Origin of the sequence: Pedobacter sp. D749, from assembly GCF_019317285.1 — a bacterium.
In the GTDB taxonomy this organism is placed as follows: domain Bacteria; phylum Bacteroidota; class Bacteroidia; order Sphingobacteriales; family Sphingobacteriaceae; genus Pedobacter.
In genome coordinates this window covers 3,047,222-3,073,063 of the sequence record NZ_CP079218.1, presented here as the reverse complement: position 1 = coordinate 3,073,063, position 25,842 = coordinate 3,047,222, and the positions used below count along the sequence as shown (strand labels likewise).

The 25,842-nt window shown below is 36.8% G+C and carries 23 protein-coding genes; 12 read left to right on the top strand and 11 right to left on the bottom strand.

Annotated features, from left to right (window positions below):
* Positions 1-2: 2 nt before the first annotated feature.
* The gene (locus KYH19_RS12360) at positions 3-1,250 is read right to left on the bottom strand and encodes an MFS transporter (RefSeq protein ID WP_219075335.1); all 1,248 of its coding nucleotides are present in this window, start codon (positions 1,248-1,250) and stop codon (positions 3-5) included.
* A gap of 2,105 nt (positions 1,251-3,355) precedes the next feature.
* Between KYH19_RS12360 and KYH19_RS12355 the strand changes: the two genes are divergently transcribed.
* The 4 genes from KYH19_RS12355 to KYH19_RS12340 all read left to right on the top strand — a co-directional run bounded on the left by KYH19_RS12355 (position 3,356) and on the right by KYH19_RS12340 (position 7,060).
* On the top strand, positions 3,356-4,174 hold the full coding sequence (locus tag KYH19_RS12355; RefSeq protein WP_219075334.1) for a hypothetical protein: 819 nt from the start codon (positions 3,356-3,358) through the stop codon (positions 4,172-4,174).
* Positions 4,175-4,905: 731 nt separating this feature from the next.
* Positions 4,906-5,280, top strand: coding sequence for a hypothetical protein (locus KYH19_RS12350; protein ID WP_219075333.1), 375 nt, complete (start codon positions 4,906-4,908; stop codon positions 5,278-5,280).
* A 2-nt stretch (positions 5,281-5,282) separates the two neighbouring features.
* Positions 5,283-6,473, top strand: coding sequence for a PfkB family carbohydrate kinase (locus tag KYH19_RS12345; protein WP_219075332.1), 1,191 nt, complete (start codon positions 5,283-5,285; stop codon positions 6,471-6,473).
* Positions 6,461-7,060, top strand: coding sequence for a 7-cyano-7-deazaguanine synthase (locus KYH19_RS12340; protein ID WP_219075331.1), 600 nt, complete (start codon positions 6,461-6,463; stop codon positions 7,058-7,060). The genes KYH19_RS12345 and KYH19_RS12340 overlap by 13 nt, the downstream gene beginning before the upstream one ends.
* Positions 7,061-7,096: 36 nt before the next feature.
* On the opposite strand, the gene KYH19_RS12335 is transcribed toward KYH19_RS12340, so the two are convergent.
* Positions 7,097-8,704, bottom strand: coding sequence for a reverse transcriptase domain-containing protein (locus KYH19_RS12335; protein WP_219075330.1), 1,608 nt, complete (start codon positions 8,702-8,704; stop codon positions 7,097-7,099).
* A gap of 398 nt (positions 8,705-9,102) precedes the next feature.
* Between KYH19_RS12335 and KYH19_RS12330 the strand changes: the two genes are divergently transcribed.
* Entirely contained in the window at positions 9,103-10,332 is a 1,230-nt protein-coding gene (locus tag KYH19_RS12330) for a hypothetical protein (RefSeq protein ID WP_219075329.1), read from the top strand.
* Between the two features lie 610 nt (positions 10,333-10,942).
* Here the strand turns inward: KYH19_RS12330 and KYH19_RS12325 are convergent.
* Positions 10,943-11,167 (bottom strand): helix-turn-helix domain-containing protein, encoded by a 225-nt coding sequence (locus KYH19_RS12325; RefSeq protein WP_147229655.1) that lies wholly within the window; start codon positions 11,165-11,167, stop codon positions 10,943-10,945.
* Positions 11,168-11,488: 321 nt separating this feature from the next.
* Here KYH19_RS12325 and KYH19_RS12320 point away from each other — a divergent pair, with 321 nt between their 5' ends.
* Both KYH19_RS12320 and KYH19_RS12315 read left to right on the top strand, forming a co-directional pair.
* Positions 11,489-12,784, top strand: coding sequence for a hypothetical protein (locus tag KYH19_RS12320; protein ID WP_219075328.1), 1,296 nt, complete (start codon positions 11,489-11,491; stop codon positions 12,782-12,784).
* Between the two features lie 1,164 nt (positions 12,785-13,948).
* Positions 13,949-14,845: a glycoside hydrolase family 25 protein gene (locus tag KYH19_RS12315; protein WP_219075327.1), complete on the top strand. Its 897-nt coding sequence runs from the start codon at positions 13,949-13,951 to the stop codon at positions 14,843-14,845.
* A 520-nt stretch (positions 14,846-15,365) separates the two neighbouring features.
* On the opposite strand, the gene KYH19_RS12310 is transcribed toward KYH19_RS12315, so the two are convergent.
* Positions 15,366-16,463: a mandelate racemase/muconate lactonizing enzyme family protein gene (locus KYH19_RS12310; RefSeq protein ID WP_193420021.1), complete on the bottom strand. Its 1,098-nt coding sequence runs from the start codon at positions 16,461-16,463 to the stop codon at positions 15,366-15,368.
* A gap of 46 nt (positions 16,464-16,509) precedes the next feature.
* Positions 16,510-16,887, bottom strand: coding sequence for a DUF1016 N-terminal domain-containing protein (locus tag KYH19_RS12305; RefSeq protein WP_193420022.1), 378 nt, complete (start codon positions 16,885-16,887; stop codon positions 16,510-16,512).
* A gap of 128 nt (positions 16,888-17,015) precedes the next feature.
* On the opposite strand from KYH19_RS12305, the gene KYH19_RS12300 reads away from it, so the two are divergent.
* Complete coding sequence (locus KYH19_RS12300; RefSeq protein ID WP_219075326.1) at positions 17,016-19,025, top strand: thioredoxin domain-containing protein; 2,010 nt, start codon at positions 17,016-17,018, stop codon at positions 19,023-19,025.
* Positions 19,026-19,033: 8 nt separating this feature from the next.
* On the opposite strand, the gene KYH19_RS12295 is transcribed toward KYH19_RS12300, so the two are convergent.
* Positions 19,034-19,483, bottom strand: coding sequence for a hypothetical protein (locus KYH19_RS12295; RefSeq protein WP_219075325.1), 450 nt, complete (start codon positions 19,481-19,483; stop codon positions 19,034-19,036).
* Positions 19,484-19,529: 46 nt separating this feature from the next.
* Positions 19,530-19,697 (bottom strand): hypothetical protein, encoded by a 168-nt coding sequence (locus KYH19_RS12290; RefSeq protein WP_165902706.1) that lies wholly within the window; start codon positions 19,695-19,697, stop codon positions 19,530-19,532.
* Positions 19,698-20,372: 675 nt separating this feature from the next.
* On the opposite strand from KYH19_RS12290, the gene KYH19_RS12285 reads away from it, so the two are divergent.
* The 4 genes from KYH19_RS12285 (at position 20,373) to KYH19_RS12270 (ending at position 22,452) form a co-directional block, all read left to right on the top strand.
* On the top strand, positions 20,373-20,756 hold the full coding sequence (locus KYH19_RS12285) for a hypothetical protein (RefSeq protein WP_132401559.1): 384 nt from the start codon (positions 20,373-20,375) through the stop codon (positions 20,754-20,756).
* A gap of 70 nt (positions 20,757-20,826) precedes the next feature.
* The gene (locus KYH19_RS12280) at positions 20,827-21,324 is read left to right on the top strand and encodes a hypothetical protein (RefSeq protein ID WP_219075324.1); all 498 of its coding nucleotides are present in this window, start codon (positions 20,827-20,829) and stop codon (positions 21,322-21,324) included.
* On the top strand, positions 21,311-21,664 hold the full coding sequence (locus KYH19_RS12275) for a hypothetical protein (protein WP_219075323.1): 354 nt from the start codon (positions 21,311-21,313) through the stop codon (positions 21,662-21,664). Before KYH19_RS12280 ends, KYH19_RS12275 begins: the two co-directional genes overlap by 14 nt.
* Positions 21,665-21,945: 281 nt before the next feature.
* Positions 21,946-22,452 carry a peptidylprolyl isomerase gene (locus KYH19_RS12270; protein ID WP_055905862.1) on the top strand — a complete coding sequence of 169 codons (507 nt, stop codon included), beginning with the start codon at positions 21,946-21,948 and terminating at the stop codon, positions 22,450-22,452.
* 85 nt (positions 22,453-22,537) lie between these two features.
* Here the strand turns inward: KYH19_RS12270 and KYH19_RS12265 are convergent, their stop codons facing one another.
* The 4 genes from KYH19_RS12265 to KYH19_RS12250 all read right to left on the bottom strand — a co-directional run bounded on the left by KYH19_RS12265 (position 22,538) and on the right by KYH19_RS12250 (position 25,822).
* Positions 22,538-23,167: a Uma2 family endonuclease gene (locus KYH19_RS12265; protein ID WP_219075322.1), complete on the bottom strand. Its 630-nt coding sequence runs from the start codon at positions 23,165-23,167 to the stop codon at positions 22,538-22,540.
* Between the two features lie 40 nt (positions 23,168-23,207).
* A complete protein-coding gene (locus KYH19_RS12260; RefSeq protein ID WP_219075321.1) occupies positions 23,208-24,428 on the bottom strand; it encodes a hypothetical protein in 1,221 nt (406 codons plus the stop codon).
* Positions 24,421-25,005, bottom strand: coding sequence for an RNA polymerase sigma factor (locus KYH19_RS12255; protein WP_219075320.1), 585 nt, complete (start codon positions 25,003-25,005; stop codon positions 24,421-24,423). Before KYH19_RS12255 ends, KYH19_RS12260 begins: the two co-directional genes overlap by 8 nt.
* Before the next feature lie 121 nt (positions 25,006-25,126).
* A complete protein-coding gene (locus KYH19_RS12250; protein ID WP_219075319.1) occupies positions 25,127-25,822 on the bottom strand; it encodes a DUF4397 domain-containing protein in 696 nt (231 codons plus the stop codon).
* Positions 25,823-25,842: the final 20 nt, after the last annotated feature.

Genomic DNA, 25,842 nt, shown 5'->3' with positions numbered 1-25,842 from the left:
TTTTATTCAATTTCCAGCTGAGCTTCAGTTTTTTGTAAAACAGTTTTTGCCTGCCTTTTATCAAGTGTATTAAACCCCCAGGCACATAATAAAAGCATACAAGCCAGTCCGAACCAGAGCCAGTTGTAACCAAAATTTTTGGCAACAAAAAAGCCAAACAAAGGTCCGATAACCTGGGCACACGACCAACTTAAAGTGTAGCCGGCCGCATATAGCCCTCTGTTATGTTCATTACTTCTGCTAATTACAATTGTATTAATGAATGGTAGTGAAAACATTTCTCCACCGGTGAATATGATAATGACAACAACGGCTGCAACCAGATGGTAGCTAACCGGAGCACTCAGCAGGATATATGATATCGAAAATAATACGGCACCAATGATAATGAAAAACATCGGCGATCTTTTGGCTTCTATTTTATTAATCATAATCATCTCAAACAAGGCGATAACCGACCCGTTAATGCCGATAATGATGCCAATAGCAAATTCATTGATGTGCCATTGCTCTTTAAAAAATACCGGTACAACCCTGAACATCAGGAATGCGCAGGTGATAAAAACAGTGGTAAGCAAAATAAATTTCACGTAAAAAACATCTTTCCAGGGTTTCATAATAACCATGTTGATGGCATTTTCTTTTGCCTTCTGGATAAAACCCTTCACCTGTGGCAAAAACAATAAAATTAAAATGCCAACAATAATACTTACACCACCTTCAACAATAAACAAAAGCTTATAATTAATTGAAGCAATAATTCCTGCTAAGCTAATCCCGACCGACCAACCGATATTTACAGCCAGCCTGTTGAGCGAATAGGAGCGGGTAATGGTTCCTTCCTTAGCATAATGGGCCACCGCCGTGAAATTTGCCGGCCTAAAGGCTTCTGAAAAAAAGCTGATGACAACTGCCAAAACGCAAAGTGTGGAGAAATGTGTAATGGTTGAGAAAAAGATGAAAAACAGTCCGCCGATAATCGATGATAAAATTTGTACCGGCCGAAAACCAATCATATCGGTCAGTTTTCCTCCTGTTGCAGAACCCAGAATTGAACCTACGCCAAATAAGGTAATGATTAAACCGGCGTCCATTTCAGAGCGATGTAAACTTTGGGTAATGTACAAGCCCATAAATGGAACAGCCATGCTTCCACATCTGTTAAACATCATTACAATGCTCAACAGCCAGGTTTCCTTGCTTAATCCGCTGAATGATGTTTTATAAGTGTTGAAAATAAGTTTGAACATGGTCTATTTAGATGCCGTAAAAATATCAAAAGCGAGGTATTATTTAATCATTTTAATTCAATATCTGCATTTTAGATTTTATTGGCATTGATGAGCTCGTAAACCCGATTCTTTTATGGATCGATATTTATAACAACGAAAATCTGCCAGGCCGGATAGTCGAAGGATCTACTTCCATCATATCCTAAGGCCGGATAGCAAGGAGCAGAGACAGGCATCCGTAGATTTATTCCTCTGAAACTATGAGGGACACTCTCCTCCTAATTTAGGAGGGGCAGGGGGTGGTTAGAAAATAATATTTATTCTTTGCCCTTTTTCCAGGCTTGCCTTATTGTTTTCTGTCATCCTGAGGTACGAAGGATCTTTTTTTTTAAAGATTCTTCACTTCGTTCAGAATGACAATTAAAGGTTTTTCCCATCACTCAGTCTTGCCTCGGCTCACCGCCGCCGAGGGCTCTTTCTTTTCTCTTGATAGAAAAGAAACAAAAGATCAAGGCTTGCATCCTTTCTTGAACTAAGCTATCGAAATTCTTACTGCGGCAATATGGAGGCCCCGATGAAGAATCGGAACTTTATATTGCCTTGGGCAGCGGTGTATTGTGGGGTTGTGCAAGAATTTCAATGCTTATTTCTACGAAAATCTGCCAGGCCGGATAGCAGGGTGCAGAGACAGGCATCCGTAGATTTATTCCTCTGAAACTATGAGCGGAACTCCCCTCCTGATTTAGGAGGGGCAGGGGTGGTTAGGAAATAATATTCAGGCTTGCCTTGTTATTTTCTGTCATCCTGAGGTACGAAGGATCTTTTGATTTAAAGATTCTTCACTTCGTTCAGAATGACAATTAAAGGTTTTCCCCCTAGCTCGGGCTTGCCTCGGCTCACCGCCGCCGAGGGGGCTCTTACCTTTTTCTTGATAAAAAGGTAACCAAAAATCAAGGCTTGCATCCTTCCTTGTAAAAAGCTACGAAAATCTTGATTGCGGCAGCATCGAGGCTCTTACCCTTGCTTATTCCACCGCTCCCGCTTTGATTCTGCCTTGGGTTGTGGGGTTATGAGGGGGAACTGCAAAGATTTCCGTGCTTTTTCCGGCGGAAATCTGCCAGGCCGGATAGCATGGAGCAGATAGCAGGGGGTAACGGATTTATCGCGTTCTTTCAATCGCGATCAATTCATCCTCCTTGTATTTTCCTTCGGGTTTTTGTCATCCTGAGCGGAGTCGAAGGATCTCCTTCCATCATTTCCCAGGCCGGATAGCAGGGGGCAGATAGCATATTATAGCGGATTTATCACGTTCTTTCAATCGCGATTAGTTCATCCTCCTTTTATTTTCCTCCAGGTTTTTTTGTCATCCTGAAGGATAATTATTTCATAAAATCAATATAAAAACAGATCTTTTTTGCAAATTGGTAGGCTGAGCGAGATCGTCATTCCCAACTTGATTGGGAATCGTAATGCAAGCGCTTTAAGATTCCCGCCTGCGCGGGAATGACGGCCGGCTAATGGATTCTGTCTATGGTAGCGGAGTCCGAAGGATCATTCCATCATATCCTAAAGCCGGATAGCAGGGAGTATATAGTATGGCGCAGAGACAGCGATCTGAAGAGATATGTTTTTTAACTTTGAGGGGAGCTCCCCTCCTTATTTTCAAGGAGGGGCTGGGGGTGGTTATGAAATATACGCCGTTCGCCATCCGATAGTTATCGGATCCCGCGCAGGCGGGAAACTTAAACCATGATTGGCTAATATTCCAGTGTTTTGTAAGTTAATCTCCATACCCTAATACCGAGTCAGCTATATACCAAAGTAACCCTTAGCTATGTTTCTCTTCACCTTTTATTTAGCTATTGTTAACCCGCCAACCGAAAGCGATGCAGATCTTTGATAACGCCGACCTTCACCGTAGCTCCATTTCAACCGAAGCAAAGCCGAAGTTATAGTTAAGTTGGTGTACAGTTGGGCATAAGCAAGCCTGGCCGGAAGGTGGCTTAAACGTGGGGTAAATGTGGCGTAAAGGTGGGGTTTGGAATATTTTTTTTTGGGATTTTTAAATCAGATTGATTAAATTGAGTGATCATCCCTTTTGTTTAACCTAATATACTAAAATTATGGCTAGCCAGAATGGAATTATCAAAATTAATGGACAACTGGGCGATCTTGTTTTTTACAAACGCGGAAATACAGATGTTGTCAGACAAAAAGCTGCCCACAAACAGCAAACCGAAGCGAGCAAAAAAAGCAGTCGAGATTTTGGCACAGCCAGCAGAAATGCCGCCTACATCCGGAAAGCCTTTGCACCGCTGGTTAAACTTTATGCTTATGGCGATCTCCTCAATCGCCTGAACAAACGTTTTATCGAAATCTTTAAAACCATGCCAGCCGAACAAGCAGGAAATAAAAAATTGATTGACGGTAACATCACTTTGCTTAAGGGTTTCGAATTTAACAGCAGCAAAGCCCTGGAACAGTTGTGGCTTCGCGAAACCGATTTGCGCATAGAACCCGATGGATTAGTAAAACTTATTCTGCCTAAGTGCGAACTCAAAACCCTCATGAAACCGCATCCCAAAGCTACAGAAGCACGATTGCAGGTGATGGGCTTTCATTTCGAACTGGATGATCAGGGCGGCTACGAAATTATCGAAGTAAATGACCTGGTGATACCTTTAAATAACATGCCTTTTCCGAAAACAACCTTAACCTTAGGCCTGAATCACCAGGGCGATAAAGCGTTGATCTTCGCCATGGGCATTTCATTTTTTACCGGTGCTGCCCGCTTTGCCGACCGGCGTTATTATGCATGTAAAATTATTCACGCCCTGCATGTAAAGGATGGTGTGATCGTCGATTTTGTGGCGCAACCTAAAGTGGAAAAGGAGGTAGTGGAGCAGGCGAATAAGTTAAGCTGGGCGGTAGAGGAAGAATGAGTTTCCTTTTATGTAGTCTGATTTTTGAATAATTACCAACGCTTACTCTTAATTAGCAATGCCCATCTGGTATTAGCATAATGTTTTGGACATTTTTTAAGAATATACTTGTCATCCTGAGCACAGCGAAGGATCTTAAATTACCATAATTGCGGTCAATTCGCCATCAGATAGCTATTGGACGCGAAGCTAGGTAGAGTGAGACGGAGCAATCTTATAAATAGAGCCAATGCGTGGTCTTAGGTTTTGGCTTCTGCGTAGTCTTCTTCGGCTTTTCTTTACAACTAAAAGAATAGGTTGATTTTTTTTGAGGCGGTAAGGGAAACCGTAAAATATACTTCCTATAGCCAGGTATCTTGGCACCATGAAAAAATTTTATTATATCCTGTTTTTAAGTATTGGCATACTTGCATGTAGCAAACAAAATGAAGTTGAGGCGGGTACAGATACCGAGACTTACACGCCATGCGGTACGTACAAATCCGGGCAAAAATTATATCAAGGCTCTAAAGGCGGTTGTTTTTATTACAATAGTAATGGTAATAAAACATATGTTGAGAAAAGCGCGTGTAAGTGTTAATATATTAGAAATTTGGAAACTTCTGCTTATTCGTCTATATTACAATATCTAATAATTCAAGCTCGAGACTTTCAATATTCTTAAAAGGTCTGTATTTTCTTAAAGGCCACCATTCTATTAATCTAGTTTCATTTAAATTGATAAGTGCTTTTTGCTGATTCAATATTTACCAATTAATAAAGATGTTAAATTTAATCTACAACAAATTATGAGCGGATCAGGAGGAGGTGGATATATGCCACCACAAAGAGTATTCTTCGATTGTCAAACCAGTGTTATCACTTCAAGCGTTTCATCAATCAATATTACTGTATTAGATAAACATAAGATAGGAAATGTTCTTAATGTAGAAATAGGAAGTAGTAATGCATTGGTTTTAGAAGATGGTGATGGCGAAATCCTTGGTGCCATATTGCATCTTAATACTTCTGATATTATAGAATGTATAAAGGGTGGAGCCGAATATGAAGCGGAAATATCAGATATCAAATCGCCAGCCTGTAGAGTATTAATAAGGAGGAGATAGTTATGATATCGGTTGTTGGCGGAACATATAGAGAAATTGATTATGACGATGTTGCTATGGAAATTTTCGGATCTGGATTTCGATGCGTAAAATTTCTATTGGAGAATAAGTGTGCGGTTGAATTTAATACTACAGGTAGTTCGGAAGTTTCGAAATTTTTGGCAGAAAATAAAAAGGTCTATGAAAATTTTAATTTCGATTGTATTGATTATGATGAATTTATAACCTTTAAATACAGTTTTGCACTAGATGATCCCACTATATTTCCAAGTATTCTTAATATTAAAAAGTCAAATAAAATATACCTAACTGGTACGAATATTATTTGTTACGGAATGTTGGAAACAGATTTTAGTGTAAAGGGTAATAAAGTTGTTTACGATCCTCAAACTTCTATAAAGCCAATAAAATTTAAAGATATTGGTACCGCTGATGAATTAATATATATCGTAAATTTAAATGAAGCAAGATCAATTGCTTCCTCTGAGGATATAAATGAAATTAAAAGGTACTTTTTTGATGAAGAAAATGTTAAAGCGGTAATTATTAAGAATGGACCATATGGTGCAACACTATATCATGAAAATGATGAAGTGCAAATTCCTTCATTTATAACGGATAATGTAAATAAAATTGGTTCGGGGGATATCTTCACATCTAGTTTTGGGTATTATTGGATGGAAATGGGTCTTAAGCTCGAAGAGTGTGCCCTTTATGCATCTATGTCAACCGCCCTTTATTGTGATAAAAAGATTTATATAAACACATCTTCTGCCCCGGCATTTAGCTATAAAAAATTCGCTAATAATAAACTAGCCGATATATGTATATACCTGGCAGCTCCTTTTTTTTCAATAGCAGAGTTAATTCTAATTGATAAAATAAGAAATGCTTTTCTTGGATTTGGTGTCAAAATTTTCTCTCCGTTTCACGATATTGGTTTAGGAGATGATGCAACTATTGCGAAAAAAGATATTGAAGGGATTGATAAGTCAGCTATTATATTCTGTGTCCTAGATAATTTGGACTCCGGAACCTTAATAGAAATTGGTTATTCAATTGCTAATGGGAAAAAAATAATTGGTTATCATAGAACTTGTTATAAACCTCAACTAACAATGCTAAATGCAGGTGATGTCACAATTTATAACAATTTAACAACAGCAATTTATCACACAATATGGAATTTGTAAAAAAAGCAACCCTATTATCTGGCGGAGTTGACTCAATATGTTTGACTTATGGTTTAATGCCAGACATCGCTTATACAATTGATTATGGACAAACTGTTGCTGAAAGAGAAATATATGTGTCGAAGTATATTTGCGAATTATTAAATATTGAACACAAGATTATACAAATTAATTGCAGAAGTTTAGGGAGTGGAACTTTAGCTGATGCTGATAATTTAAGCTTTGCGCCATCTGAAGAATGGTGGCCATATAGAAATCAGCTGCTAATCACATTTGCAGCAATGATGGGAATTAAAGATGGCGTTACTGATTTGTATTTGGCATCAGTAAAATCAGATAAATTTCACAAAGACGGAACAGGAGAGTTTTACAAATTAATCAATGATACAGTTTCTTATCAAGAAGGGGGCTTAAAAGTACATTGCCCTACATTGAGTTATTATAGCCATGAGTTGGTATCAAAATATAATGTTCCTATTGATATGCTCACTATTGCTCACTCCTGCCATATTTCAAATTTAGCTTGTGGTAAATGCTCAGGATGCCTGAAGCAACTAAGGGTAAGGCATGAATTAAAAATTGATTGATGATTTTTTAAATATATTACCAGTGTCATGATATAACTAATATCTTTCTTGTAAGTGCTTATTTATTGCCTGGCCAATTATTTGCTTTTTCTTTTTGAGTTGCAAAGAGAAGGAATTTGAATTAAATTCTTTTTTACATCTCCTTAGGTATGAAATATAATTTGACGCATTTTTAACTTCTACATCAAAGTGATCAAAGGTAAAATCTCCTCTATCATTAATGATCAATGAATGTCTCTTTCTAAAAACTTGTTTGTTTTCTAACTTATCAGCATATTTTATTGGCGAATTGTATAGTTTTTTTATTTGATTAATATATACGGCCTTGGGGATGTTAGGATTATGAAATGAAAGTTTTAATGCTCTTCTAGCTCTTCTTTTTATGATTGTGATTAATCTACGGTAATATTTTGCAAGATTGGTTGATTTAATTAATGTATTGTAACCTCTGAATTCAAAACCTAAATAATTTACAGGGCAGTCAATTATATTTTCGGTTTCTGATAAAATTTTAATAGAAGTAATTCTTTCGTCGCCTGTTTTATTATAAGGCATTTTTTTAAACAAGAATCGTTCAGTTTTATCTGTGCTTATTTCAATTCTATATCTTGATATAAGATTGTTAATATATGAATTTATTTCATCAACAACTGAAGGTTTGCATAAGATTAAAATATCATCAGAGTATCTTCTGTAATGTGCACCATATTTTGACGCAATTTCTTTAATTATATGAGAGTCAAAATTTAATAAGTAAAGGTTTGCAAGTAATGCACTAATGGGAAGCCCTTGAGGGATTCCAATCATTTCTTTTTTACCTGTTTGTTCATTGAATTTTCTGAAAGGATTTTTATAAATTGGAAGTCTGCCATTTTTGATTTCATTTCTAAAGGCTTCATTAGATTCAAAGAAAGATTTAAAACCATTTTCTCTTCTGATTTTGGCTAGCTTTGATTCATCAAATCTAAAACCATTTTTTTGCTTTAAATCTTTATGTAGAATATAACTGAAGTTCGTACATGCCTTAAAAACATTACGATGATCTGTTGGTAATTCTTCTACATTCAGTAGTTTAGCCCAAGCATCATATAATATTTCGTGAGATAGTGATGAAAAGAAATTTTTTAAGTCAATTGCTAATACAGATGTACTTCCTTCAGATTCTACTCTTCTATTTATTTCGCTAAAAACCTCATTTGCGAAATGAATATTACTTTTTCCTTTTTGGTTAGTTTTTGATATTGGAATTCTTCTATAAGCTAATACAGCCTTATTTAATTCTTCATTACTTTGCAACTTTTCCTCGTAAAGTTTACCAAGCGTATCTGCATAATATGAGTAAATCAAAACATCAAAGTGGCTAGCATAGTGCAAAGGCCTGTTTTTTGCACTTTTTTCAACTTTATTTTCCCCTATAATTTTGTGGCAATGAGAGCGTTTAATTCCTTCATGTTTTTTAGGGTTAGGTTTTTTATACTTTCTATCGGATAATATTCTATGCATTAGAGGATAAAATGCGTAAGTAGAAATATACTGTGGCGATGTTATTCGGTTATAGTATTTTTTCCAGTTAGCATCAATGCTTAATGAAGGCGTAATGTGGAGGTATCCTTTGCCTTGTAGCCAATCTGGTTTGCGATTCATAATTTAAAAAAGCTTATGCTTTGGGTTATCAATAAAGTATTAAATGTTTACATACCACCGAAGTGCGGATCAGGACCCAATAACTGAGTCATTGTAATTTCGATAAATTATTAAATAAATCTCTATATTGCATGATATATATATTATATACCTTTATAACAATGTTCATTGGCTTGGAGCCTCTGACTGAAATATTACTCAACTGTTTGGTTGACACCTCTGGAATCTTACATAAAGAAGACACAGATGTTTGTAAACCTTGACCTATTAGAATCTAATAGTAAAGCTAAAAAGCTCTTTAATCCTACCTAATTGTAAACTACTGTTTTAGCCCATTGCATAAGCTGGCCAAATGTATATATTTGTTTCGATAACCAATAATCTAAATTAACAATCTTATGGAGTTTAATAATCAAGGTGAGCCAGAGATAGCTACGCCTGAAAAAGTAGTGGAAGAAAAAATTCCAATTGGTTCAATAGTTGCAAATCTTGCACATCCATTCCACGGAACTAATTCTAATATCCTTATTACGACGTATGCCCATTTTACACCGCCTCTAATGGTTGTAATTGAAAAGAACTATGGAGTAAAATATAATAGCCTTAGTGGAGAACATGAGGATAATGATTCTTACAAGTGCCTGTATTATTCCACGATTAATGGAAGTTTTGAGTCAAACTGGTTTAAAAGGAGAGAGCTTAAATTGATCGATGACAATCTTGCCCCTTCATCAAAAGAGCATAAAAATACTACCTTGGAAGATTTGAAAAAGCAATTTTTAGGTAGAATGATGATCTTGAAAAGCGTTGACCTTGAACTTGGCAAAAAGAAAATTTGGTCAGATGATGATGAAACGCAAAAAATGAAAACTAATAACTTGCTGGATTATCTTCCACCATTAGGTTCAGTTATTGACGTTAAATATAACGACGAACCTCAAAAATATAATGAAAAGGATGGTAAGCCTATCCACAGAAAATCAAAGATTTTAATCAAACTAAGGTGGCTTAATAATATCACCTCTAAATATAGTGAAGAATATATTTCATTCGATGCTTTAAAAGTTGTAGATATTAGTTTACTCAATTTTAGCTCTGATAAATACTATTTTCACGCAGTTAAAATTTATTTGGAAGAAATAACGGATAAAAAGATTGTTAAAACTCCACTTAAAATAAAAGATATCCTTTGGAAGCATTATTTTTATATCTATCGATTTACAGATCAGTTTTCAGGGCAAATCAAAACATTCTCATCTGAAAAGGAAATGCTAAAAATAAGTGAAGCAAGTTCAGAAGCCGCTAAAGACATACAGGAAAGTTTAGATCACAAGGAGTTTAAGTACAAAGGGATTTTAGATTTCTTTAAAAACATAAGAAAAGCTGATTTCGAAAAAAAATGGTTTGAAATTCAATATTCCGATAAAAATGAAAAGTACACTAAACGTATCATTTACATAAACGAATTAATTGTAGAAAAAACAACTATTGACCCAATGAAAGAAACACGATTATTGAAAGCTAACTGCTTACTTAGAAATGGAAGCATAAGGCATTTCAATGTGGCAAGGATTCGAAGCTATCGAGAACTACCAAAGAAATTTATTGATACCTTTGTTAGCAAGTAATTTAAATAAAAAGCCCAATCATCACTGATCGGGCTTTTACTTTTATAGTTATTTCTTGAATATTCTATTCGCAATTTCAGAACTAAGTTTTTGTAACCTGTCGTCCGTGCGGTGAAGAAGCATATTTTCTCTTGACAGGTTTTTAGTACCGACATATTCTTGAATACTATCTACCAGTCTAGAGTACGCCTCATAGTAAGTGTTGTAAGATTTGCTATACAATTCAAACTTAGACGTTAAAAAGGACATATAATATTGGTTAGCTTTAAAAATTAGATCATGGCAGTTACCCCTTACATCTTCAGGAGGGAGAAATTCCAAAATTGTATAAATATCTACAACATCCTTCAGTAGTTTATCAAAATCGTTTTCACTACGTTTAGACGAATCATTTATTAAGGACTGTATTTCTATATTAAGATTATTGATAGCAGTCATTATTTCTTTGAAAAAAATGAATTGCTCCTTATATAGATGCTCCCTTAAGCTATTTCTACGGTTTTTAATTGAGATAAAATAGTTCATCAAACCAATAAGAATTGTCGACGAGATTCCTATGATATAAAATAAATCTTTTGTCTCAATCATTTTATTAAATATATAAAAATTGCTAAAAATCCAATAATTCTTTTGGGGGTATTCCTAATCCTTTTGCTATTTCTAAAAGCGTTGTAAACGTAAAATCTTTATTTCCATTTTCTATATTACTTAGGTTTCCTTTCGTCAAGTCACAATTCGCTACTACCTGATCCTGGCTTAAATTTAGTTTCTCTCTAATTGTCCTTAAGTTTTGTCCAAACTTTTGTAAACGTTTTCTATCCCTTTCTTCATTCATTCAATAAATACACTAAAATAAAATGCATTTTTTGTTATAAGATCTTGTAACAAAAGAAATAAGTTCTTATATTTAGGGTATTGTAATTAGGTATTAATAAAAGTCTTGTGGTTGCATCTCTGACCCCGCTAACGCAAGACAGCAGATTAATGCCCATATCTATGCGTAGATGTATATATTTGTACATCGAAATAGATGTGGGGCTGCTGTAAATCCATGTTAGCGTAAGGGGTCAGAGCTTTATTGTAACCATGGTCGGCAGTTCCACATTTATTATTTAGGGACTTTGCTGCTCAACAAGACTCGTAAAAACATACGAGTATGAAAACCAAATCCATTACCATTGCTGGTAAACCCCTTTCGCGGTTTTATCAGTTGCCTTTTGAAAAAGGAAGCAGGATGTTAAGGTTAGCGGTGCTGGATGAGATAGCTGGCGGATTGCACGACAACTTTGGCGTAGGTAAAAAGCCTGATCTGCCAGTTACACAATCGCTTTCTTTTGACAAGGGTTTGTTAATCGTTAACATTAAATTGGAAGGGGAAGAAGCAAGGGTTTATATTGGGATAGAATACGATCATCTGCTGGTGAGCTGTAGTGTTGATACTGATGAAACCTACCTTGGGCGTTACGCTTACCTTACTTTGCGCGCCATGATGCGGAGTGGTTACTGCGATTTTAAGGAATATTACTGGCCTGCATGTTTTGCTTTGGGTAACAAGCGGTCGAAATATGTAGATGTGGTTAAAAAACCTGGCGGTTTTAAGATCAATTTGAAGAAAAAGTTTAGTGGTTTGTTTAGACCTGGTGATGATTTGCCGGATGTTACGGAACGTGTGGTGGTACCGCGTGAAAGGCTATTGGATAAACACGGCATGGCACGGTTGGCACCGGTTAGCATTGGTTATTGTTTTGCCAATACCGATCTGCAGAATTTCCACAGTAACCATTATCCTTTTTTAATTCCTTATGTTTTTGCAGCCACGGCTTACCTAAAAACGGTTAAATCTTTTAAACGTTTCGTGTTAAATCCGCACGATGTGGATGGCATAAGCCTTTCGCCACAACAGGAGGAGCTGAATAGCATTTGCTTTGCAATGAAACAGCTAGCTGCCATACGCTTTAGCGCAAATGGCAGCCAGGCCGAAACCACAACCAGAATTAATGAGGCTAACCAGTTAGCCCTTTTTAAGTTATGGAACAAGGCTTTGCCATTATTCATGCAGCAGCGGTTTACACATTATTGCTATAGTTATGGCCTGCGCAATGTTGCTGGCAAGCCTGTAATGCGGGACATGAAATTGGTTGAATTTTCGATGGAGGTGCCGGTTTTAAGCTTTGTGTTAAAAGATGAGGGTGATTATTACGAACTGCAGCTGAAGCTTAAAGTGAAAGGGAAAAGTCTGCATTTTAATACCGATAAGCCTGGGCTATTTTTAGTTTGCGATAGGGTTAAACCGTATTTGTGGTATTTGCTTGAGGCAGAAATGGATTATAAACTGGTTTGGTTTTTTAGTAGGGTGAATTTTAGGGTGCAGGTACCGAAAGGGTATTATAAGGAGTTTTTTGAGGGGTTTGTTGAGGGGGTGGAGCGGTGGTATGAAGTGAAGAGGGGATAATATTATCTTACCGCTCTATGCCGCGGGGGCATGGTACTTTGTCGCGCCAAAGTAGCCAAAGCGCTTCGTCAATCCAGCAATGGGCCTTTTGCACATAGCTCTAGCACATCAAAAAAACAGCGGCACTTTGTTTTGTGTCGGGTTGTGGTTAGTGAAAGTTAGTAGGTTCCCAGTGACACAAAACTCACTGCGTTTGAGGTTTGGTAGTGCTGGTTGTGCTGGTCTGCACCTGTTTTTTTGATTCAGCCGGCCTTGGGATTGACAGTCGTGCTTGGGTTAAGGTTGTTGGGTGGTGAGAGGGAGTTGGCAAAGCGCGTAAAGAAACAATGTTCGGCGAAAATCTGCCAGGCCGGATAGCAGGGAGCATATAGCATGGGGCATATTGCAGGGTGCAGTAATTTGTTTTCAGTCCTTTCCCTTTCAGGGGAAAGGTGCCGATAGGCGGATAGGGGTTTAAGGCGCTCGCTATAATACGGTCGTCATTGCGAGGCACGAAGCAATCTTAATGCGTAATACATTGCTTTTGCAGGTTTTGTCCAGTCTTGCCTCGGCTCACCGCCGCCGAGGGGCTCTTTCTTTTCTCTTGATAGAAAAGAAACAAAAGATCAAGGCTTGGATCTGATGTCGGATAAATTCGTCAAAGCTTTATTGGTCGCCAGCACAAGCCCCCGATGAAAAATCGGGGAGGGCGTGCTGCCTCTGGATAGTGGTAATTTGAAAGGAGGTGCAAAAGCTTTAACGTTTTCTCCTTCCATCATTTCCTAGGCCGGATAGCATGATGCAGATAGCATGGAGTAGAGAAAAGCATCCATATATTGATCCCTTTGAAACTATGAGGGGAACTCCCCTCCTAATCTAGGAGGGGTGGGGGTGGTTATAAGGAGATTTTCTTTTAGTCCTTTCCCTTTCAGGGGAAAGGTGCCGATAGGCGGATAGGGGTTTAAGGCGCTCGCTACAATACGGTCGTCATTGCGAGGCACGAAGCAATCTTAATGCGCTCGTATTGCATTGCCTTTGCAGGTTTTGCTCTTCGTGCAGTCTTGCCTCGGCTACCGATGAAAAATCGGTACAGGTCCATCGCCGCCGAAGGGTTCTTACTAATTCGGGGCAACTCGCCTTTTTTATTTTCATACATTTTCCTCAACTTAGCGGCATTAATAACCCATGCCTGCAGATAAAAGAACCCCAATAAATAAAAGTCCGGTTGCCAGAAAACCTGCCGTTAGGAAACCTGCAACCAGAAAACCCACGACAGGCAAAAAAAAGAAAGCTGTGCTTTCCGTTCAGCTTAAACTGGTTATTGCAGGTTTATTGTTGATTTTGCTCTCTCCATTTTATTACGGCTATGTATTAAGAAGTTTTGTGGCTACCTGGCGTTGGGTTAAAGACTGGGGGCAAGACCCTAATTACAGAACTTACGAGAGTTTTAACATTAAGATCCCTAAAAAATATACGGTTCACGGAATTGATGTTTCCTATTATCAGGGTAAAATAAACTGGCAAAAAGTAAAGGAAATGAAGGAAGATGAGGTGAGTATCCGTTTTGCCTTTATCAAAGCCACAGAGGGATTAATGCTGGTTGATCCCTATTTTCAACGCAATTGGCGTGAAGCCCCAAAAGCAGGGATTATTTGTGGTGCCTATCACTTTTTCAGACCTAAAAAGGATGGTAAAACGCAGGCCAAATTTTTCTTGCAAGTGGTAAATATTGAGAAGGGTGATTTACCACCAGTTGTGGATATTGAATCTTTAGATGGGGTTTCACCGTTAAAAATGAGGGCAGAACTTTCTGATTTTCTCAATTATGTAGAAATGAAAACCAAAGTAAGACCAATTGTTTATACCGGGCTTAAATTTTACGAAGATTATTTAGCCGATCATTTTGATGATTATCCTTTGTGGATTGCCCATTATTATCAACCAAAGTTAAGGATGGATAAAAGCCGCTGGAAATTTTGGCAGCATTCTGATAAAGCTAAAATTAATGGTATCGGCCATGTAGTCGATTTTAATGCTTTTAATGGTGATAGTTTGGCGTTGGATAGGTTGTTAGTTCATTAGTTATTGGTTCACTGGTCATTATTTATTAACGATAAGCCTAATTTTTTTCGCTCTATGCCGCGTGGCATCAAACTTTTGACGCATCAAAAGTATGCAAAAATGCTTCGTCAATCCAGCAATGGGCCTTTTGCACATAGCCGACGCACATCAAAAAAACAGCGGCACTTTGTTTTGTGTCGGGCTGTGGTAAGTGAGGGTTAGCAGGTACCTCGTGACACAAAACTCACTGCGTTTGAGGTTTGGTAGTGCTAATTGCACTGGTTTGCAACTGTTTTTTTGATTTCGCTGGCCCTTGGGATTGACAGGCGTACTTCGGTAAAACCTGCGTATTTTTAGAGCAAGCTAGCATAATGCCTAAAAACAAATGCCGGAGATATGTACATACGCTGGGAGCTTTAGGATAAGCGATCTGTTTAAGAGGTTCAGTACGTCGTTAATAAATAATGAATAGATATTGATTTGGAGTTTAATTTTTTTAATCGGTTAATCGACTCCAAACGCCAAACTCCAAACTATTATGCTAAACCGTCCAGCTTTCACATTTCTCTAAGAAAAACTCATCTGCTTCGGCGCCTATACCGATTTCTTCGGGAACATCAAGAAAATAACCGTTATAAGTTAAGCCACCAACCACTGGATCAACTAAATGCCCCAATAGCGCTGTATCTAAGTCAAAAAACTCAATATTAGGGCTGGCCAAGGCAAAATGCAGGTTGGCGCTTAAAGCAATCCGGGTTTCGAGCATGCTGCCAATCATACATTTTACACCATGTTTTAAGGCTTCTTCATGTATTTTTTGCGCTTCTAAAATCCCCCCGGATTTTGAAAATTTAATGTTTAAATAGGTTGTAGATTGACTGTTGATCAGTTTTCGGCCATCATGGTGGTTATAGCAGCTTTCATCGGCCATTAATTTAATTGGCGAATTTACATTCAGCTCCGGTAATTTATCATCATACCAGGTGCGCATGGGTTGTTCGCAGAACTCAATATTGTATTTTTCCAATTCGCCCAATGCAAATAAAGCATCGTCGAAACTCCAACCCTGATTGGCATCCAGGCGTAAGGTTAAATCTTCACCTACCGCTTCGCGGATGTGTTTTACCCTTTCTATATCATCATGCACTTTTTTACCTAGCTTAATTTTTAAGATACGGCAACCCTGGCTTTTATATTTCAAAGCTGTAGTGGCCATTCCCTCCGGTGTGTCGATACCAATGGTCATATCAGTTTCAATGGTGCGTTTGGTTCCACCTAGAAATTTATACAGGGGTAAGTTTGCATTTTTTGCTGCAATATCAAACAAAGCCATATCGAAAGCACTTTTAATGGTATTGTTATGATCTGCATAACCCAATAAATCGTTCATCCGTTCGGGAATCTCTAAAGGGTCTTTACCTTTTAAAATCGCGGCAAAATCTTTAGCCATGGCAATACAGGTTTCCTGTGTTTCACCAACAATCATCGGGAAAGCAGAGCATTCTCCAATGCCATGGATACCTGTATCCGTATAAATCCTGATCAACACATTTTGTGCAAAATGCATGGTTCCTGTTGCAATAACAAAAGGTTCCATCGGTATGCTAAATCGGTATATTTCGGTATGAGTGATTTTCATTTTTTTAGGGTTGAAGGTTGAAGGTGTAAGGTTGAGGGGGAAAGGTTTAGGGTGTAAGGTTGAAGGTATAGGGTATAAGGTTAGGGTTTACAAAACGGGATAAAAGCCGGTAACGAGTCCAACTTAATTCGGTACGCAATGCGTACCAAATTGGAAATGCAGAATAGAAAGATCGCATATTATTCAAATTTCTTTCATCAAAACCTTTCCCAAACTCAAATGTCAATTGATTTGAAAGATTTTTTAAAGTCTCTTTTCCGTATGCTGCACGTAATTTTACCTGCTGCTCATCCTCAATAATAAGTTTTCCAATTTGCCAGTAAGATTCAAGTAATGCAGAATTTGCCGCACGAAATACTTTCAAACGGGATTGGCTAATAATCTCTTTTATGGCATTAAATAACTGATTTCTGCTCAATTCCATTCATCGTATAGATTTCCAACTAAAGTATAAAAACAAAAACTAAATAGAAACAGGTTTGTAGATTATTAATAGATTTACGCCTCGAAATTAAAATTCCATTTTCCCGCTTACATTTTACATAACCTGTCATGTCCGAAACCAATAACTTAATCCACGCTTCATCACCATATTTATTACAGCATGCCCACAATCCTGTTAATTGGTATGAATGGGGGGCAGAAGCATTAGAAAAGGCCAAAGCAGAAAATAAGCTCATATTGGTGAGCATTGGCTATTCGGCCTGCCATTGGTGCCATGTAATGGAGCGCGAAAGTTTCGAAAACCATGAAGTTGCCGAAGTGATGAACCGGCATTTTGTATGCATTAAAGTTGATAGGGAAGAACGTCCGGATATTGATCAGATTTATATGTATGCCATTCAACTCATGACAGGTAGTGGCGGATGGCCTTTAAACTGCATCTGTTTGCCAGATCAGCGTCCGATTTATGGTGGCACTTATTTCCGAAAAAACGATTGGATCAATATTCTGGAGAATGTTGCCGCACTTTGGGCAAATGAACCTGATAAAGCCATTCAATATGCCGAAAGGTTAACTTCTGGGATCAAAGACAGTGAAAAGATAATCGCTACAGTAACTACAGAAGAATATGCCCATGAACACCTGACCGAAATTATCGATCCCTGGAAACGCCATTTCGATATTGGTTACGGAGGTTATAACCGTGCGCCGAAATTTCCCTTACCCAATAATTGGGTCTTTTTATTGCGTTATGGCTTTTTAAAAGATGATGAATCGGTTTTTACAGCTGTTTGTCATACGCTCGAAGAAATGAGCAGGGGAGGTATTTACGATCAGATTGGCGGTGGCTTTGCCCGTTATTCGGTTGATGATAAATGGCATGTGCCGCATTTTGAGAAGATGCTTTACGATAATGCACAATTGATCAGTTTGTATGCAGAAGCTTATCAGTGTACTAAGTTTGATTCTTTTAAACAGACCGTGGTAGAAACTGTAAATTGGGTTTCTGATGAGATGACTTCTGCAGATGGATTATTTTATTCGGCATTAGATGCGGATAGCGAGGGGATAGAAGGTAAGTTCTATGTTTGGGATAAAGCAGAATTCGATCAGGTTTTGGGTGAAGATGCCCAACTGATCGGCGCTTACTATAACATTACCGAAGAAGGTAATTGGGAAGAAGAACAAACCAATATTCTGCGCAAAACCATCAGCGATGACGATTTACTTGCAAAATTTGATACTACGGCGGAGGTGCTTTATGATAAGGTAAACTCAGCCAAGACAAAATTAATGGCTGTGCGGAGTAAAAGGATCAGGCCAGGTTTGGATGACAAATGTTTAACTGCCTGGAATGGAATGATGATTAAAGCGCTGGCCGATGCGGCTCAGGTTTTAAGTCACAATCAATATTATGAAAAGGCATCTGCTGCAGCTAATTTTATCTTAAATCACCTAAAATTGGAAAAAGGAGGTTTATACCGGAACTATAAAAACGGAAAGGCATCTATTACAGGTTTTTTAGATGATTACGCGTTTTTTATCGAAGCGTTAATTGCATTATACGAATATGATTTTGATGAAAAATGGCTGGTAGAAGCTAAATCGTTAACTGATTATGTAATCGCTAATTTTTATGATCCGGATTCACCAATGTTTTTTTATACCTCTGCAGAAAGTGAAGATTTAATTGCCCGCAAACATGAAGTGATGGACAATGTAATTCCTGCTTCGAACTCCGTAATGGCGCAAAACTTAAAAAAAATGGGATTGCTTTTTGATATTGAAAAATATAATGAAAAAGCTTCTGAAATGCTTGCTGCGGTTCATCCGAAGATTAAAAGTTATGGCTCTGCCTATTCAAATTGGGCCATTCAATTACTGAATGAAATTTATGGCATAAATGAAATTGCCATTACCGGTTTAGAAACGGATGTTGTTAAATTAGAATTAAGCAGGCATTATATTCCGAATAAAATTACATTGGGTGGAACAAAAAGTAACTTACCGCTGTTAAAAGGTAAGCAAAGCAATGAAACAAAAGTTTATATTTGCCGAAATAAAGTATGCCAGTTGCCGGTGAAGACAGTAGAGGAGGCATTAGAACATTTGCAATAAATTTTAAATTATTGATAAAATCCGTTCCATCTTAGCCATTCTCTTTCAAGGTGATTTTTATAGGAATGGAATTCAATATAGTTAAAATAGTATAGGCTATTTTCTAGAATAAATTTTTCCATAAAATTATAATTGCTTTCATAAAATCTTGACAAGTCGATGAAGTCCTTTTCCTCATCTTCTATTGTAAATTCCATAGATGCAATTCCTTTATATTGAATAAATTTTTTTCTTGTTTTCTCGTTAAAAAATGAAGCTTCAATAACTAAGGCATATTTAGCTTTGGTTTCCGAAACCTTATCTATTGAGGCGTTAAGACTTACTGTAGGCTTTATTTTTGTTTGCGCATCGAAAAATGTGGAGATGTAAACTTCACTCTTTTGATTATTTAGAGGATGCCAAAAAGAATCATCTAATTTGTATTTCACAATGCTACGTGTTTCGTTCGAAATAATCATAAACTTTCAATTTAAAAGTTAACATGTTGAGTCGCGATTTATAGAGTTATCTGTAAATTTGTTCACGCTCAATTAAAACACCCGCATCATTAAATTTTTCTTTTATAGATTGTGGTTTATTCCGCAGAGCGTATTTGCCAATCCAATCTGTAAGGTTCTTACCTATTGAGAATTTTATTGCTATCCAAGCACCTATACTAGTTAAAATTGACATATCTAAATGGATTAAGGTCAGTAATTCTTAAAATGAAAAGAAAAAGCTAACTGTAATCCAGTCCCGTAGGATACAGCAAAGAGGAATGTGTTTTTAAAAGTAGCAATTTTCCAAATAAAAAAATGCAATTGTCGATAAAATCCTGGTATAATATTTATATTTATCTGATAATTAGTGATTTGTGTTTCTAGCACTTTATTAACCAAAACTTGGTCAAGTCTTATTGACGTTGACTTACTCTATTATTGTTTTCAATTGACTTAAATAGATTACCCATTGTTTATCTCTTTTTCTTTTTGCCACCATTAGTAACTAATTTATAATTGGTTGCCACAACAATAACAGCAATTACGCTGATGATAATAACCAGAAAAGTTTCCATATATATCTATTTAATAACGTTTTATATTCATTTTTCAGCGCAAGATGTTACTTGCTTTTCTTAACTCAAATTTACCTATACTATTTGGTGATATTCGACAGGGGTTCAATTCCAAAGATGCTTAATAAGTTGAGATTTATGCTATGGTATAATGTCAGAACTCGCAGCAGATAAAAGAATTGTCTTAGGACCCTGTTTAGATTTAGAACTCGGTTTCCTCTTTAGTTCATTACGGGAAACCATAAATTGTGAATTTTATTCTGGCTATATTAGCAATAAAAAAATAACATCTCATGAAAAAACTTCTAAGTGCAGCATCCTTCATTGTTCTAAGTTTTATTAGCTGCAAACCTAAACCAACACCACTTTACCCGTATACCATTATTGTGCATAGAGTTGAAACAACTCTGTATGACTCATCAAGAAGTCCGAGTACAAAAGAAGACACTGTAATGGTTGCAAATGATACTTTAGCCTATGATAAGGGCTTGATTAGGTGGTTTGCGCAGAAATCTACAGAGTTGAGGTTGGGTAAAAATAGTTTGAGCACCGCTACTAAATTCGAAGTCCTTGATTCCCTCGGTATAGATATTTCAAGTAGATTGGATAAAAAGTTAACTGATAGCTTGAAAGAAATATGGTACACAAGACACCCAGAATGGAAAAAATTTAACTAATTACAGGCGCTAACCGATTTGGTCAATTTCAATTATTAATCTTTTATATTAAAGAAAAACGTATCTCAATATGAAAACAACATCATTATTACCATTAGTATTATGTCTATTCGCTTGTAAGCCAAATGTGACCAAACAGCAGCAAGCAGAGGTACTGGTTAAAAAATATCTTGATTCAACATTGAATGACCCTAAAAGTTATGAGGCCATCAGCTTTGAAAAATTAGACAGTACCTACACAAGTTTCAAATACAGTTCTGAAAGTGAAGTATACAATAAGAAAATTGATAGTTTAAATGATGTCCTTTCAATTATTGATAGTAAGATATCAACTTACACCATGGCACAATTGAAGCAAGCACAAGTTGATGATAAAAGAATCAGTAAGCAAGTTGAAGAGATTTTAGATGCTAAAGCAAAGGCAGCATTGAAATATAAAGGTGACTTTACAGGCTATTCAATCATTCATTATTACAGGGCAAAGAACGGGTTTAATGCCATCATCAAAACAAGTAATACTTTTATGATTGATTCTACTTTAACCAAAGTGTGGGATGTTAAAAAGTAACCTCATAAACGGTGCATTTGTCGGCCTAGTTTTACTAACTGCATCATGTAAAGTTGAACCATCTAAAAAGAAACTGGTTCTTGATTCTCTTAAAAAAGTTTATGCTGATAAAGAGATTCACATCAACCTGCATAATACAGAATCTGGCACTAAACCAATAGGTTCTGAATATGCCTATACCGAGAAAGACAAACTTGACTTTGCATTTGAGATTTATGAAAATGGTAAATACAAAGTTGCGAGTGAACAACAATTCCCTGAAGTAGTTATCCAACAAGATATTGCTAGTGGTAAAGAAGAATCACATATGGTTCTGATTGAACAAAATTCAAAGCCCTAATAAACGTGGTTTTGTAAATGCTAAACTGATTCAAGAATTTGCGGAGGTTTACTATTAAATAAATTTTCATTTAGTACTACATTCGTACTAGTACTAAAAAACATCTTCTTTTCTGAACAATCAGCTCATCTTTTTTGTTAGGTAAATAATTAACTTATCTTTGCCCAGCAATATTTAAAAGCACTATAATAAGTTTAATAAATATTTGCCGAAATAATTATGCCAGTTGCCGGTTAACACTGTTGAGGACGCATTAGAGTATTTACAATAAATTAATTTAAATGAATATTTCACCAAACTCTGTAGTAGCGTTAACTTACGAATTGCATACTACTAACGAAGAAGGACAACAAGTTTTTGTAGAAAAAGCTGATGAAGAAAATCCTTTAGTATTTTTATATGGCGTTGGCATGATGTTGCCTAAATTTGAAGAACACTTAACCGGTTTAAAAACTGGTGATGAATATGGCTTCGAACTATCTGCTGCAGATGGTTATGGTGATATCGATCCGGGAGCTTTCGCCGATCTTCCAAAAACAATGTTTACCGAAGCTGGTGGCGAATTGCCAAACGTTGGTGATGTGATTCCATTGCAAGATAACAACGGTAACCAGTTCAGAGCAGGTGTTACTGCTGTTCACGACGAAACCATTTCAGTAGATTTAAATCACCCAATGGCGGGTAAAAATTTAGTGTTTAGCGGTGTAATTTTAAATGTACGCGAAGCTACTCAAGATGAGTTGGCTCATGGTCATGCTCACGGAGCTGATGGTCATTCAGGTCACTAGTTAATATAAACGATTTTAAAGAAGTCAAGTTTAAATGGCAAGCTGCTATTTAAAACTTGACTTCTTTCGTTTAAATATCATTGTTCTAATCCTGAAATACCTCTTCTAAGATAAGTTTTAAGTCTGGTATAATCGTTGTGGTTACCTCTTCGCCCTCAGTGAGCAGCTTTGTGGGCTGAAACTTGCCCTTATCATCAAGGATATACCTGAAAAATGTTTTATCCGAAGAACTCACAATCCAGTATTCTTTAACGCCTGCTTCTTCGTAGACTTCATATTTGTTAATCAGCTCTTTTTTATTGTTGCCTGGTGATAAAATCTCGACAACAATATCCGGCGCGCCAATACAACCACGCTTATCCAGTTTAGTCGGATCGCAAACGACTACAATATCGGGTTGCACAACGGTAAAAACTTCTCTGTCATCCTGAGTTTTCTTGGCTAAACGCACATCAAAAGGTGCTGAATACACTTCGCATTGATGACCATTCAATGCATTGTAGATAGGGTTAAAAATTCTTCCTGATATTTTTTGGTGCATCCTGGAAGGCGCAGGGCTCATTTCAAAAATGTAGCCTTTAATAATCTCTAAGCGCTCTTCAAATTCAAAGCGCATATAGTCTGCATAGCTATAAACAGCAGAAAAATCTACTTCATTAAGAGTTTTAATAGGAGGTAGCTCATCTTCGGTAGGGTATGGCTTGATATTTTTCATATGAGGTATTTAACCAAATATACTAAATATCTTAGTTTTTTTAAAAATCAATTTTCAACCGCAGTCCACCATTGGTAAGGTTAAGGTTTTCTTTAGAGAAAGTTTTCATGGGCAATCTTAAAAAAGGCTCGATAGCAATGTTATTCTTTTTGGATATTTTTTGCTTGTAGCCCAAAGAAAAATTGTAGAATCCGATATATTTATCAGGATCTAAATTAGCTTCGGGTTGAGGCTCAACAGTTTTTTCTTTCACAATTAATGTCTTCGAATCAGCATAACCATTTACTGCCGGAGAAGAGAAACTCTGAACCTGGTTTATGATATAGCTGTTTTGCTGTGAATTATTTAAAACAGCAAGTGCAGAAACCCCAATATTGGTATAAAGTTTATCACTGATATTGTATTTTAGTTCTAATGGAACATTAATTCCGCGCACTTTGGCATCAACTGATGCCAGGTTTTTGCCTGATAAGGTTTGTGGTGCAGAAGCATCTAAAGATTCTGTTGTACTAATAGAGGCATAAGATACGCCAGAACTTATTGATAATTTGTTGGCGATGGCATACGACAAAGAAAATCCATAATTCATGGTTACTTTATTGTCATTACCCATAGCAGGGGCAACGTATACATCAGGCTGCCATTTAGAGTTACCACTTGCTTTATCGGCTGGTTTTTGTTGGTTTGCATAGCTATCATGAGCAAGCAACTTTTCGAAATTTGTTTGTGTAAGGGGTTTAGGTTTCTTGTTCTCCGTTAAAATATTAAACTGTTTGGATTTCAGGTTGGAAAGATTAGCACCTGCAAGTTTACTATCTAAAAGATTATTATTTACAGGAGTTAATTCTTCTACTGTATTAATACGAGGATAACTGCTCTCTTGCGATAATAATGGTTTTAGGTTTTCCGTAATTTTTGTTGCACGATTGGCAGCTATATTATTTGCAGCAGTTGCATTGTTGTTTAATGGTGTTGGATTGGTTTTAGTTTCAGTAACTACATTTGTATTTCCATCGGCGGCAGGAATTTGCTGCGCTTTCTGTTTAATTACCAAAACTTGTTTTTTCTGATCTATATTGTTTTGCGCCAAAAATACACCTCCGAAGATTAAAATTAAGGCAGCAGCAGCCCACAAAGGCCAGTAAGTTATGCCTCGTCTGTTGTTTTTTTTCTCCGAAAAGCGCTCCCAGGCACCATTAGGATATGTTTCCTCATGGTTTTGGAGTTGCGCAGTAATATGCTCAATTAATTCCTTATCCATTTTTTTCGTATGAATTAACCATGGTATTTAGGTAAAGGGTACGTAACTTATTTTTAGAACGTGTGAGGTAAACACGACTGGAACTTTCAGGAATGTTTAACATCTTCGAAATTTCATCGTGGGCAAAGCCCTCAATTTCATATAAGTTAAATACCAGTCTCTGCGTATCTGGTAAATGATTTAGTAAATTCAAAATATCATTAACGTGTAGTTCCGATGCAATCGAAACGTGGGTAGCCGGATGTTCGCTTTCTGCTAAATCATCAACATAAAACTGAACTTTTGAACTCCTGATTTTGTCTATCGCCGTCCGCGAAGCAATCTGGGCAATCCAGCCTTTAAATGATCTTTGTAATTCTTCCGGATTCTTTGGTGCTTTGAAGCCCCCAACATGTTTGAAAATCTTGATAAAGCTATCATTTACAAGCTCTTCACTATCCGAAGTGTTCTTGGTATACCTTAAAATTATGCCCATTAAATAGCCGTAAAATGATTTATACATCATTTCTTTACAGCTATTGTCGTTTTTTACACAGCCTTTTAAAATTTCCTCAAAACTGAGTATTTTTTTTATCACCCCCGTAAAGGACTATTTATTAAAGGTTTATCATGATTAATTAAGGCAAATTTAAGAAAAATAACACCGCCCATTTTTCGGGGCGGTGTCAATTTTCGTTTTCACAGGTAGAGTGAATATTTTATTTGTTTGTCATCACTGATAAGCCAACGCCCGTACTATCGGTTTTGCTTGATAAGCCTTTAGCCCAGATGGTATAAATTTTACCTTTTTCAATTTTAACCGCAGGCAAGCTGGCTTTAACTGTTCCGCCTTGTTTTAATTCAAAAGTGTAGCTGTCATTTGGTGCAATATTGCTAAAAGTAGTAAACTCTTTAAATGCTTTTGCCGTAAATAATGGCGCATCTGTACCTGCAATGCCCAAATCAAATGGTGCAGAACCCGGACTTAAGTTTACAAAACGAACTTTAGCCTTATCGGTTTCAGGAGCTTTTAAATCATCCTCAAGGATCAGAAGTTTTGTAGATTTTAAGGTATCTACTACGAAAACCGAATAAAATGATCCCGATTTTAAGGTAGCGTTAGCAGTGGTTAAATATTTTAAAGTATCCTTTTTTGCAACACCAACCAATCTTATTCCCGGATAAGCAGCATAATAGCCAAGATCTTTAGTATAGGTAAAGCTGTTTATTTTTTGGTTATCCAATATAAAATCAAGCGCAGCCGTTCCTGGTGATGCATGAATAAAGCCAATACCGGCAGCTTCTATCGGCTCATTGTTGAAATCCTTTTTGCAGGCAGTTATGGTTAAAGTTATAGCAAGGAGAGAGAGTATAATTTTTGTCGTAGTGCTAAAATTTTTCAAATCCGTTTTCATTTTAATGTTTTAAATCAATC

Coding starts and splice junctions, on each gene's coding strand:
- KYH19_RS12335 (WP_219075330.1), bottom strand. CDS start 8,704: ATGAATCGCAAACCAGATTGGCTACAAGGCAAAGGATACCTCCACATT.
- KYH19_RS12325 (WP_147229655.1), bottom strand. CDS start 11,167: ATGAATGAAGAAAGGGATAGAAAACGTTTACAAAAGTTTGGACAAAAC.
- KYH19_RS12345 (WP_219075332.1), top strand. CDS start 5,283: ATGATATCGGTTGTTGGCGGAACATATAGAGAAATTGATTATGACGAT.
- KYH19_RS12340 (WP_219075331.1), top strand. CDS start 6,461: ATGGAATTTGTAAAAAAAGCAACCCTATTATCTGGCGGAGTTGACTCA.
- KYH19_RS12280 (WP_219075324.1), top strand. CDS start 20,827: ATGAAAACAACATCATTATTACCATTAGTATTATGTCTATTCGCTTGT.
- KYH19_RS12250 (WP_219075319.1), bottom strand. CDS start 25,822: ATGAAAACGGATTTGAAAAATTTTAGCACTACGACAAAAATTATACTC.
- KYH19_RS12305 (WP_193420022.1), bottom strand. CDS start 16,887: ATGGAATTGAGCAGAAATCAGTTATTTAATGCCATAAAAGAGATTATT.
- KYH19_RS12355 (WP_219075334.1), top strand. CDS start 3,356: ATGGCTAGCCAGAATGGAATTATCAAAATTAATGGACAACTGGGCGAT.
- KYH19_RS12315 (WP_219075327.1), top strand. CDS start 13,949: ATGCCTGCAGATAAAAGAACCCCAATAAATAAAAGTCCGGTTGCCAGA.
- KYH19_RS12265 (WP_219075322.1), bottom strand. CDS start 23,167: ATGAAAAATATCAAGCCATACCCTACCGAAGATGAGCTACCTCCTATT.
- KYH19_RS12275 (WP_219075323.1), top strand. CDS start 21,311: ATGTTAAAAAGTAACCTCATAAACGGTGCATTTGTCGGCCTAGTTTTA.
- KYH19_RS12300 (WP_219075326.1), top strand. CDS start 17,016: ATGTCCGAAACCAATAACTTAATCCACGCTTCATCACCATATTTATTA.
- KYH19_RS12260 (WP_219075321.1), bottom strand. CDS start 24,428: ATGGATAAGGAATTAATTGAGCATATTACTGCGCAACTCCAAAACCAT.
- KYH19_RS12320 (WP_219075328.1), top strand. CDS start 11,489: ATGAAAACCAAATCCATTACCATTGCTGGTAAACCCCTTTCGCGGTTT.
- KYH19_RS12270 (WP_055905862.1), top strand. CDS start 21,946: ATGAATATTTCACCAAACTCTGTAGTAGCGTTAACTTACGAATTGCAT.
- KYH19_RS12360 (WP_219075335.1), bottom strand. CDS start 1,250: ATGTTCAAACTTATTTTCAACACTTATAAAACATCATTCAGCGGATTA.
- KYH19_RS12295 (WP_219075325.1), bottom strand. CDS start 19,483: ATGATTATTTCGAACGAAACACGTAGCATTGTGAAATACAAATTAGAT.
- KYH19_RS12285 (WP_132401559.1), top strand. CDS start 20,373: ATGAAAAAACTTCTAAGTGCAGCATCCTTCATTGTTCTAAGTTTTATT.
- KYH19_RS12330 (WP_219075329.1), top strand. CDS start 9,103: ATGGAGTTTAATAATCAAGGTGAGCCAGAGATAGCTACGCCTGAAAAA.
- KYH19_RS12310 (WP_193420021.1), bottom strand. CDS start 16,463: ATGAAAATCACTCATACCGAAATATACCGATTTAGCATACCGATGGAA.
- KYH19_RS12290 (WP_165902706.1), bottom strand. CDS start 19,697: ATGTCAATTTTAACTAGTATAGGTGCTTGGATAGCAATAAAATTCTCA.